We start from the raw sequence: 11,280 nt of genomic DNA, 5'->3' as shown, positions 1-11,280 counted from the left end.
TGTATTTTATTTTGAATTGGCAATCTTTAGTTGATAACAGGCAACGCTTTTTTTGGCTATTGCAAATTGCGGGCTGGATCGGTTATGCGCTTGTAAATTATATCGGCTCTAAAGTATTTGAAATGCGTGACATTTATGTGTTCGTTATATTATTAAATGCCTATGCAGGCTGTTTAATGACAGTCCCACTTCGTTATATTTACAGAAAAACTTGGAATGCATCACCGTGGATATTAATGGTGGTTGTATTTGGTGCCTCGTACATTACAGGTACGTTATGGGCAATTGTACAAAAATTTAATTTGTGGGAAATATACCGCCACGGTTACCGCCCAGAAGATTGGTTTTACTATTTACAGCATGGCTTAGACTCTGTTTACATAATTTTGTGTTGGAGTGGCTTATACTTTGGCATAAAGTATTATCAGCTATTACAAAGTGAGCGACAAAAAGCGCTTAAAGCCACTACAATGGCCCATGAAGCGCAATTAAAAATGCTCAGATATCAACTTAACCCGCATTTTTTATTTAATACGCTTAATGCTATTTCTACATTAGTTTTGGTAAAAGAAAACAAAGATGCTAACTTAATGGTGGCAAGGTTGAGTGATTTTTTGCGTTATACGCTAAATACTGATCCCATTAAAAAAGTGCCTTTAGAGCAAGAGCTACACGCATTAATGCTGTATTTAGAAATAGAGCGGGTCAGATTTGATGAACGCTTAAAAGTAAATGTAGATGTAAGCGAGCAAGCAAAAGAGGCCCTTGTGCCGAGCTTAATTTTGCAACCGATAATAGAAAACGCAATTAAATACGCTATTGCGCATATGTCACAAGGCGGTGTGATAGACATAAAAGCACAGGTTTTTGCCAACGAGCTACTACTTGAAGTAGGTGATAATGGCCCCGGTACCGAACTAATAGACGGACAACTTGTAAATGCACAAGGGGTAGGGGTAGCAAATACCAAAGACAGATTAAAAACGCTCTATGAAAATAATTATTCGTTTGTATTATCACATAATACGCCAAGTGGATTGAAAGTTAATCTGCGAGTACCGTTTGAGAAGGCTGTGAAGAAATGACTAAAATTAAAACCATCATTGTTGATGATGAACCATTAGCAAGAAAGGGCTTAGCAGTAAGACTTGAAGAATATACAGATATAGAAGTAGTTAAACTGTGTAGTTCTGGCTCTGATGCAATAGAAGCATGTAAAGAGCACCCAGTAGACTTAGTTTTTTTAGATATACAAATGCCAGGAATGAATGGCTTTGAAGTTGCCCGTGCCTTAAGCGAAAGCACTAAAGCGCTACCCGCAATTGTGTTTGTTACTGCGTTTGATCAATTTGCAGTAAAGGCCTTTGAAATACATGCTTTGGATTACATTTTAAAACCCGTTGACGATAACAGACTAAAACAGGCGGTAGAAAAAGTGCATAGTTACTTAAAAACACAGCAAGACAACGCCCATAAGAAAAAACTAGCGAGTTTTGTTGCCGGTATTACAGGTAATAATTGTGAAGAAATACTTAAAAAATTGGCCACCGGCGATACCCTAACCGACAAACGTTACCCAGAATCATTAGCTGTAAAAGAGCAGGGGGAAATTATTCGCGTGCCGGTTGCGACAATTCAGTGGGTTGATGCCGCGGGCGATTATATGTGTTTACATTGCCAAGACGGGCAAACACATATATTGCGCAAAACAATGAAAGAGCTTGAGCAAGAGCTCGATCCACATTTGTTTGTTCGCGTTCATCGCAGTGCCATTGTAAATACTAAACAAATAAGCAAGCTGGTGACACAAGTAAGTGGTGAGTATTTATTAGTGCTTGAAAACGGACAAGAGCTTAAAGTAAGCCGAAGCTACCGCGATAAAGTAAAAGCAGCGCTGGCCAGCTAGTTTACTATTTTACAGGCACAAAAAATGCGAGCTTAGCTCGCATTTTTTATATAAGGCAGAAACTATGCAACAGTTACAATTTTCATTGTGTTGGTTGCGCCCACAGTTTCCATTGAGTCACCGTGAGTAATAATGACTGTCTCACCTGATTTCAAAGAGCCTTGTGCTACAAGTGTATCAAGGGCAGCTTTTACCATGCCGTCTTTTTCAGTTTTAGTCGAGTCAAAAAACACAGGGTAAACACCACGATAAAGCGCTGTTTGACCTAGCGTACTAGCATGACGTGACAGCGAGTAAATAGGTAAACCAGAGCTGATACGCGACATAAGTTTAGCGGTGCTGCCTGACTCTGTTAAGGTAACAATTGCTTTAACCGAATCTAAATGGTTTGCAGCGTACATAGCCGAAAGCGCGATAGATTCTGCATTGTTAGAAAAACGGCTGTCTAAACGGTGCTTAGATACATGAGTCTCTTTTTGCGATTCAGCGCCTAAACAAACACGGGCCATTGTGGCTACTGTTTCTTCAGGGTAATCACCGGCAGCGGTTTCTGCTGAAAGCATAACTGCATCTGTGCCATCAAGTACGGCATTTGCTACATCCATAACCTCTGCGCGTGTTGGCATTGGGTTATCGATCATCGATTCCATCATTTGTGTTGCGGTTACAACAGTACGGTTTAATGAACGAGCACGACGTATAATGAGTTTTTGTTTACCCATCAGTGCAGCATCGCCAATTTCAACACCTAAGTCACCACGGGCAACCATAACAGCGTCTGATGCTAATACAATATCATCTACTGCTTCTTGTGTTTCTACGGCTTCAGCACGTTCAATTTTTGCAAGTAACTGTGCTTTAGAGCCAGCCGCTTCAGCTAAAGAGCGTACGTAACGCATATCATCGCCACTGCGTGGGAATGATACTGCAATGTAATCAACATCTATTTCAGCGGCTGTGATTAAATCTTCTTTGTCTTTTTCTGTAAATGCAGGGGCCGTTAAACCACCACCTAAACGGTTAATACCTTTATTATTTGATAAAACGCCACCTACAGTTACTGAGCAGTGCACTAAGTGACCGTCAACTTGTTCAACAGTAAGTTGAATAAGGCCATCATTTAACAGCAACAAATCCCCAGGGCTTACATCTTGTGGTAATTCTTTGTAATCAATACCGACTGCGTTAACATCGCCTTCACCTTTTTCCATTTTTGCATCTAAGGTGAACTTAGCGCCTACTTCAAGGTTTACTTTACCTTCTTTAAACGTTGAAACACGAATTTTAGGGCCTTGAAGGTCTGCAAGAATAGCTACATGTTTACCTAATTTTGTGGCTATCTCGCGTACAGCTTGTGCACGGTCTTTGTGATCTTGTGCAACACCATGTGAGAAGTTTAAACGTACTACATTAGCGCCAGCGCGAATAATTTTTTCTAAGTTGTTATCTCGATCTGTTGCAGGCCCAAGTGTAGCGACTATTTTTGTGCGTCTTAGCATCAAATTCTCCTGTGTGCTTAGATGTATAAGCAGGTTGACGGTTATTTTGTGACTTCAAAATACTTATAACTTATGTACAAACATTTTTAGTTATAGGCAAACTAGTTAGTATTGCCACTATTTTATACAAAACGAATATGTCATCATTATGACACCGGTGTCAAAATAGGTCAATGATCTTAAATTTAAAATGCGTAGAGTATTTGTAACCGCCAAGCCCTTATATTTGATACAATTGCAGTGCTTTTTATTAGCGTAATAAAAAAGCATGCTGTATTAGCTCAACGTTCGCATTTTATGGCGGTATGAGTATAATGCACGCGGTATTATTTTATGAATTACTGAGTTTACTAACCAAATAGTTGTTACCGAGGAGGACACTAAATGCAAGTTGCATTAGTCGGGTTAGGCGTTATGGGCAAAAACCTTGCCTTAAACATGATTGAAAAAGGCATAACATTAGTCGCATATGATAAAAATCCACATGCGGGTGAAGAGTTATTAAGTTGTGCTAAATCGCAAGGCATGGCCGATAGACTTCATATTGTTTCTGATTTAGGAGACATGGTAAGGCGTTTAGAAGCACCTCGCTCTATTTTATTATTAGTGCCTGCGGGCGAACTAGTTGATGCTGTATGTAATGAGCTTGTTGAAGCTGGCGTACAGTGTAACGATATGATTGTAGATTGTGGTAACAGTAACTACAAAGACGGCATTAACCGTAAACTTAAGTATCAAAACAAATTTGAATTTGCCACCATGGGTATTTCTGGCGGTGCCGAAGGCGCACGCCATGGTCCTGCAATGATGGCAAGTGGCTCAGAAGGCGGTTGGGAGCGAATTGAACCGTGGTTTGAAAAAGTAGCAGCTAATTACAATGGCGAGTCGTGTTTTGCCCGCGTGGGTCAATCAGCCAGTGGTCACTTTGTAAAAATGGTTCATAACGGCATTGAGTATGCAATCATGCAGCTTATTGCAGAAGTGTATCAATTACTGCGTATTGGCACCGGTCGCTCACCTAAAGAAGTGGCTGAAATTTTTGATGACTGGTCTACCGGTCATTTAAACAGCTACTTACTTGCTATTTCTAGTCATATTTTGTCTCTTGAAAACACCAAGCAAAAACCGCTAGTTGATTTAATTGATAACAAAGTAGGTGCAAAAGGCACAGGCCTTTGGACTGCACAAAATGCACTTGAATTAGGTATTGCAGTTCCTTCATTGGTTGCTGCTGTGCAAGCTCGTCACTTAACCAATGTATGTGACACTACCGCTGCGCAAGAGATGACGTATGCCGCTAAAGCGACCAACAAAGTTGATGTCGACCTAGCAGAGCTAAAAGATGCATTCACATTGGCGAGTTTATTAGCGTACCGTCAAGGTTTAGCATTAATAAAAGGGGCGTCTCGCACTCACCAGTGGAAAGTCGATTTGTCTAAAACTCTACAAACATGGCGTGCTGGTTGTATTATTCGTGCTGATTATTTAGATAGCGTTGCTCAAGGTGTTGAATACATTGATACACTTGAAAACGAATCCAATGCGCTACGTAAAGTAACTGGGCAAGCAATCATGACCGGTTTAGCGTTCCCTGTACTTGCATCCACTCAAACGTATTTAGCAACATTAACTACACCAAGTAATGGGCACTTAGTTCAAGCTCAGCGTGATTACTTTGGTGAGCATGGTATTAAAACTCACTCAGGTGAAGTATGTCACTTAACCGATTTAGTGAGCATAGACGCAAAAGTAAGATAATTACCGCGTTTATAAAATAATAAAGGCACGCTGTTTAGCGTGCCTTTTGCGTTTTGGTAACACAAATTAGCGGCTTAATTCACCGCGTAAATTGTCTTGCATTAAATGGCGAATCGTTTCAATTTCTAGGTTTTGGCTAAACAAATAATGCAGCTTTGTTAAACACGCCTCTAGTGTCATGTCGTAGCCACTTATTACACCAATATTTAATAGCGCGTTACCCGTAGCATAGCCGCCCATATTTACATGGCCTTTTAAACACTGCGTTAAATTAACAATAACCATGCCGCGTTTACTTGCCTCACTTAGTACGTCTAAAAAATCAGGGTCTTGTGGAGCATTACCTACGCCAAAGCTAAGCAATACCAGTGCTTTTATATTGTCATTCACCAAACTTTTAACCACGTCTTTGCTAATGCCAGGGTATAAATAAAGGACCCCAATGGGTTGGGGTGTAATGGTGGTTACCTGTAGTTCGTTTTCTACATAAGGACTAAGTTGACCTTTAATTAGCTGAATATTTATACCAGATAACGCTAAAGGCTCTAGATTAGGCGATGCAAACGCATTAAAGCCATCAGCATGAGCTTTAGTGGCTCGGTTACCTCTAAATAATTGGTTATTAAAAAATAAGCTTACTTCAGCTATCGGGTAATTAGCCGCTAAAAACATGGCGTTTAATAAGTTTACTTGCCCATCAGAGCGTAATTGCGATAAAGGAATTTGCGAGCCTGTAACAATAACGGGTTTAGTTAAGTTTTCGAACATGAACGACAGGGCTGAGGCTGTATAAGCCATTGTATCGGTGCCATGCAGTACCACAAAACCATCGTAATCGTGGTATTTGCTTTTGATGTCATCAGCTATAAGTTGCCAGTGCGCCGGTGACATATCTGAGGAATCGATTAATGGGCAGTATTCGTGAATATCAAAAAGAGGCATTTCTTCACGGTTAAATTCTGCGTTATTGACCACTGTTTCTGTTAAAAATCCTTCAGCAGGAATGTATCCTCGGCTCGATTTTTTCATCCCTATGGTGCCGCCAGTGTATGCAATATAAATGCGTTTACGTTTCATAAAAAAGCCCAGTAAAAAAACTGGGCTTAGTATAACGTTAAGTTGTTTTAAATACAGCTGCTTATGTAAATACGTGCACTTTTATTGTGCAACGCTACACACTAAACAACGTGCGTATACACCTTGCGGATCGTTATAATCTTTAAGATCAGCTACTTCACTACTTAGACGCTTTATCACCGTATTAATGTTCGCTTGTGTGGCTAACACCGAGGTGGTATTTGTATTTAAACCAAGCATAGATTTAACCGATGCACTGCCAAAAATATCTTGCAGCATTTTTTCTTGTGGGCTCAGGTCTTGCTTAATCGTTTTCACTTCGTAGTGATTTAGTTTTGCAAGTGCTGCAGCGGCATCAATCGCATCTTGTTTATCGCCAAGCTTATCAACTAGGCCAAGCTCTTGTGCTTGTGAAGCTATCCATACACGCCCTTGTGCAATTTTATCAACTTGCTCTGGTGTCATATTGCGCGCATCAGCTACCACATCTAAAAAGCGGCCATACGCTTGTTCGACACTCATTTGAATAACTTGCGCCATTTTTTCATTAAGAGGGCGAGTAATAGAAAATCCAGCCATTTCTGTTGTGGCAACACCATCTGAGTACACACCAATTTCAGATAACGTATCTTCAAAAGTCATGAAGGTGCCAAACACGCCTATAGAGCCGGTGATGGTGCTTGGAGCGGCCCAAATTTCGTTAGCTGCTGAGGCAATCCAATAACCACCAGATGCGGCGACTGAGCTCATTGATGCTATAACGGGTTTACCTGCGGCTTTAAGTGCTAATACTTCAGCGCGAATAACCTCAGAGGCAAACATGCTGCCGCCACCCGAATCAATACGTAAAACAACGGCTTTTACTTTATCATCAAGGCGTGCTTTACGAAGTAATGCTGCGGTAGAGTCACCGCCAATTTCACCTGCTTTGCGCTCACCGTCAACTATGGTGCCTTTTGCAACAACCACAGCTACTTTTTCTGTAATTGGGTTATCAAATTCAATAGGGGGCTTAACTAAGCTTAAGTACTCACGAAAAGACACTTGCTTAAATGTTTTACCGTCTTCTTGTGCGCCAACTAAATCAATGAGTTGTTGGCGAATCTGCTGAGTTGTTTTAAGCGAATCGACCCATTGATGGTCGAGGGCATATTTACCTGCATCGCCATTTGCAGCCTTCATTTTAGCAAGGTAAGCATCCATGGTTTCGTCAAAGTTAGATTCATCAAAAGGGCGCACTGCAGCAACATCTTGCTTATATTCGCTCCATAACGCTCCAAGCCAAACACGGTTAGCTTCTTTAGCTGCATCAGACATATCGTTACGAATAAACGGCTCTACTGCCGACTTAAATGTGCCAACACGGAATATATGCTGTGTTACTTTAAGTTTTTCGAGTGCTTCTTTAAAGTAAAGTGGATAGATTCCATAGCCTTCAATGGCTACCGAACCATATGGATGCATCGCAATTTCATCGGCGTGAGAGGCAATATAATATTGCGATTGAGTGTAATAGTAGCCTGATGCAATCACTTTTTTACCCGCTTGCTTAAAGGCATCTAACGATTTAGTAATACGCTTTAACTTGTTTAAGTGGGCTTTAGGCATTTCCTGTAAATCAAGTAATATAACGCTGATGCGCTCATCTTGAGTGGCTTCATCAATTACTTTGACTACATCATCAAGCAAAATTTCGCTAGGTGCTTCTGAACTTGATGTTGCATCGTTAATAGCTGCTTCAACTGGGTCTATGTATGTTTTTTCTTCTACGATAGGCCCATTAAGATTAAGCCTAAGTACAGAGCCATCTTCTACAATTATTGTATCGTCATCATTTGAAAGTGACATAAAAAACACAACAACCAGTAATAAAAACAAAATGTTGAGTATTAAACGACGAGAAAAGTTGATTCCAGCCCAAATACCTTTAAATACCTTTGCTATCAAAATAGCTCCTTAATTTGGTACAGCTAATACATTAGTTCCATCTTAGCCTAGAATAAAAATAATTTTAACTGCTAAATCGTAACGAAGTGTTTATAAGGTTACATAAATATACGTTTTTAATAGTATTTTTAATTAAATGCAGGCACATATTGCTAATTACTTGCCATTAAAGCAGAATTAGCTAATGTATACAGGTTAGACCAGTTAACGGGGCACAGGATGTTAGAACAACAATTAGAATTAAAACACACACAATTACGAAACCGCTTAGTAATGGGCTCAATGCATACAGGCCTTGAAGAAGGGTGGCATAACCGAAAAAGATTAAGTGCCTTTTATGAGGCGCGCGCTAAGGGTGGCACGGCCATGATCATTACGGGCGGGTATAGCCCTAACTTGCGTGGCAAATTAACGCCTATTTCTTCATCATTTAATAGTTATTATGATGTATTTAAACACCGTGCATACACAGGCGCCGTTCACAAACATGGTGGAAAAATATGTTTGCAGCTTTTACACGCTGGTCGATACGCTTATCACCCGTTTAACCAAGCACCTAGTGCTATTCAAGCGCCTATAAATCCGTATAAGCCTAAACAAATGTCGTTAAGCTCAATTAAAAAAACGATAAAAGACTTTGCTCACTCTGCTTATATGGCAGAAAAAGCGGGTTACGATGGTGTGGAAATAATGGGCTCTGAAGGTTACTTAATTAACGAGTTTATGGCGCCACACACCAATAAGCGAGATGACGAGTTCGGCGGCAGCCTAGAAAATAGAATGCGATTAGCGCTTGAAATAGTGAAAGCCGTTAGAGCGAAAGTATCTGATACGTTTTTAATTATTTTTAGATTATCTGTTATGGATCTTATCCCGAATGGCTCAACCCCTGATGAGGTGACTATTCAGGCTAAAGCACTTGAGCAAGCTGGTGTTGATATTTTTAATACCGGCATTGGGTGGCATGAAGCACGCGTGCCGACAATTGCCAGTATGGTGCCACCAGGCGCATTTAAAGAAGCGTCAAAACGATTAAAGTCAGTGGTAAATGTACCTGTTATAGCTGTAAACCGTATCAATACACCGGATATAGCCAATCAAATTCTAAACGATGAAGAAGCCGATTTAATTTCAATGGCACGTCCTTTATTGGCCGATCCTGAATTTTTTAACAAATACCAAAATCAGCAAACTAAACAAATAAATATTTGTATTGGCTGTAACCAAGGCTGTTTAGATCACGTATTCAAAAATAAACGTGCAACCTGTTTAGTCAACCCACAAGCTGCTTTTGAACTGGATTACCCTCTAGATAAAGCTTCTAAAGCTAAAAATGTATTGGTGGTTGGTGCGGGTCCTGCTGGGCTTTCGGCAAGTTGTTATTTGGCTCAAAAAGGGCACACAGTAACGCTTATCGATCAAAAAACACAAATGGGTGGCCAATTCAATTTAGCCATGCAAATACCTGGTAAAGAAGACTTCAACCATACGCTAAGCTATTTTACCAATGAACTTGAAAGGCTTAACGTAAATGTTGAGCTTGGAAAAGCCTACGATGATTCAATGTTGCAAAAATACGATGACATCGTATTTGCTACAGGTGTTCGCCCCCGTGAAGCATCAATTAAGTGCAGTGATGATAAACGCGTATTTGCCTATGATGAAGTGATTCGCGGTGAAGTAGAGCTTGGTAAATCAATCGCCATTTTAGGCGCCGGCGGTATTGGCTTTGATATGGTTGCTTTTTTAAGCGAGCACAAATCGCAAAGTATTCCTGAGTTTAAAAAACAGTGGGGTATTGAGTGCGAGGCACAGCCACATAAAGACGAGCGACAGTTATATATGCTAAAACGCAGTGCAGGGCGCTTTGGTAGCGGACTAGGTAAAACCACAGGTTGGATACATCGTCAGGTTGCTAAGCAGCATGGTGTTAAACAAATTGCTGATTGCCAATACCATAGTTTTGATAAAAACGGCCTTACAATTACTGTTGCAGGTGAAAAACAAGTATTACCTGTCGATACGGTTATTGCGTGTATAGGCCAGGTTTCTAATAGTGAAGTGCTTGAGCAACATCGCGAAAATGCAAAAGTACATGTTATTGGTGGCGCAAAATTAGCTGCAGCAATTGATGCCAAGCGTGCAATTTTTGAGGCGCTTCAAGTGGCCAGAGCTATTTAACAGTGTTAATAAAATGAAATAATTTACCGTGGTCTCGGGTCTGGTAAGTATAGAGTTCATAACTAAATATACTGACAAAGCAGGCCACACATGAGTAAATTATTTTTTTTGTATAATAAAATCATGGGTAATCTATCCTATGCCGACGGATTACCCGCATTACTTTTTCGTTTAATCTTAGCTCCTGTAATGATTATTGCGGGCTTTAATAAATTAGCCTTAAGTGGAGAAACCGACGGCTTTTTTAGCTATTTTCTTGCTGATGCAAGTGTTGTGCAATGGTTTGGAAATAGTGAATGGGGCTTAGGGTTACCCTTCCCTGATTTACTGGCTTTTTTGGCTGGGTGGAGTGAATTTTTAGGCGGTTGGTTTTTATTATTTGGCTTATTTACTCGCCTAGTAAGCATTCCGCTCATGTTTACAATGGTTGTGGCAGCAACAACTGTGCATTGGCATAATGGTTGGTTTGCTATAGCGCCATCAAACCCTACGACCAGCTCGGCTCAAGTACTTGATTGGTTAGCGATACCAGGGGCAAAAGAAAGCCTTGAAAACTCACTAGAAGTACAAGAGCGTATAAGTAAAATTAGGGACATAGTTGAAGAGCACGGATTTACAGATTACTTATATGAAAAAGGTAAACCTTCCATAATAAATAACGGTATCGAATTTTCTGCTATTTATTTTGCCATGTTACTTGGCTTGTTTTTTGTAGGTGGCGGTCGCTACGTCAGTGTTGATTATTGGCTAAGGCGCGCAGTAGTAAAACAGTAGCAAGCAAATTGGTTTAAAAAGGGCGTATAAATATTTTTTATACGCCCTTTTTGTTTGTAACGCGTGTTAAGTGTATAGCGCCTCTTTCGTATTTAAACAGGGGGATCTGAATATCATTTAGTACAGTAAGGGCGCTTT

Annotated in this window: 8 protein-coding genes; 5 read left to right on the top strand and 3 right to left on the bottom strand. The window is 40.3% G+C overall.

Features of this window, described 5'->3' with window-relative positions; all coding sequences use genetic code 11:
* Nucleotides 1-11: 11 nt before the first annotated feature.
* Together CWC17_RS09535 and CWC17_RS09530 are read left to right on the top strand one after the other, a co-directional pair.
* Nucleotides 12-1,085, top strand: coding sequence for a sensor histidine kinase (locus CWC17_RS09535; RefSeq protein WP_024034075.1), 1,074 nt, complete (start codon nt 12-14; stop codon nt 1,083-1,085).
* Nucleotides 1,082-1,906 (top strand): LytR/AlgR family response regulator transcription factor, encoded by an 825-nt coding sequence (locus tag CWC17_RS09530; RefSeq protein ID WP_055016454.1) that lies wholly within the window; start codon nt 1,082-1,084, stop codon nt 1,904-1,906. The genes CWC17_RS09535 and CWC17_RS09530 overlap by 4 nt, the downstream gene beginning before the upstream one ends.
* A gap of 62 nt (nt 1,907-1,968) precedes the next feature.
* Here the strand turns inward: CWC17_RS09530 and pyk are convergent, their stop codons facing one another.
* Complete coding sequence (gene pyk / locus CWC17_RS09525) at nt 1,969-3,405, bottom strand: pyruvate kinase (protein WP_055018643.1); 1,437 nt, start codon at nt 3,403-3,405, stop codon at nt 1,969-1,971.
* Between the two features lie 384 nt (nt 3,406-3,789).
* Here pyk and gnd point away from each other — a divergent pair, with 384 nt between their 5' ends.
* Nucleotides 3,790-5,163: an NADP-dependent phosphogluconate dehydrogenase gene (gene gnd, locus CWC17_RS09520; RefSeq protein ID WP_138612706.1), complete on the top strand. Its 1,374-nt coding sequence runs from the start codon at nt 3,790-3,792 to the stop codon at nt 5,161-5,163.
* A gap of 66 nt (nt 5,164-5,229) precedes the next feature.
* Here gnd and ansA read toward each other — a convergent pair whose 3' ends face one another.
* Together ansA and sppA are read right to left on the bottom strand one after the other, a co-directional pair.
* Complete coding sequence (gene ansA, locus CWC17_RS09515) at nt 5,230-6,240, bottom strand: asparaginase (RefSeq protein ID WP_024034079.1); 1,011 nt, start codon at nt 6,238-6,240, stop codon at nt 5,230-5,232.
* Between the two features lie 81 nt (nt 6,241-6,321).
* Entirely contained in the window at nt 6,322-8,187 is a 1,866-nt protein-coding gene (gene sppA / locus CWC17_RS09510; protein ID WP_138612705.1) for a signal peptide peptidase SppA, read from the bottom strand.
* Between the two features lie 219 nt (nt 8,188-8,406).
* On the opposite strand from sppA, the gene CWC17_RS09505 reads away from it, so the two are divergent.
* Together CWC17_RS09505 and CWC17_RS09500 are read left to right on the top strand one after the other, a co-directional pair.
* Complete coding sequence (locus tag CWC17_RS09505; protein WP_138612704.1) at nt 8,407-10,368, top strand: oxidoreductase; 1,962 nt, start codon at nt 8,407-8,409, stop codon at nt 10,366-10,368.
* A 90-nt stretch (nt 10,369-10,458) separates the two neighbouring features.
* A complete protein-coding gene (locus tag CWC17_RS09500; RefSeq protein WP_138541859.1) occupies nt 10,459-11,142 on the top strand; it encodes an HvfX family Cu-binding RiPP maturation protein in 684 nt (227 codons plus the stop codon).
* The last annotated feature ends 138 nt before the right edge of the window (nt 11,143-11,280 follow it).

Origin of the sequence: Pseudoalteromonas sp. S3785 (genome assembly GCF_005887365.1) — a bacterium.
Classification (GTDB): Bacteria; Pseudomonadota; Gammaproteobacteria; order Enterobacterales; family Alteromonadaceae; genus Pseudoalteromonas.
Note: the sequence above shows the minus strand (reverse complement) of the source record. Positions and strands in the feature narration are given on the sequence as shown.

Coding starts and splice junctions, on each gene's coding strand:
- CWC17_RS09530 (WP_055016454.1), top strand. CDS start 1,082: ATGACTAAAATTAAAACCATCATTGTTGATGATGAACCATTAGCAAGA.
- pyk (WP_055018643.1), bottom strand. CDS start 3,405: ATGCTAAGACGCACAAAAATAGTCGCTACACTTGGGCCTGCAACAGAT.
- gnd (WP_138612706.1), top strand. CDS start 3,790: ATGCAAGTTGCATTAGTCGGGTTAGGCGTTATGGGCAAAAACCTTGCC.
- ansA (WP_024034079.1), bottom strand. CDS start 6,240: ATGAAACGTAAACGCATTTATATTGCATACACTGGCGGCACCATAGGG.
- CWC17_RS09505 (WP_138612704.1), top strand. CDS start 8,407: ATGTTAGAACAACAATTAGAATTAAAACACACACAATTACGAAACCGC.
- CWC17_RS09500 (WP_138541859.1), top strand. CDS start 10,459: ATGAGTAAATTATTTTTTTTGTATAATAAAATCATGGGTAATCTATCC.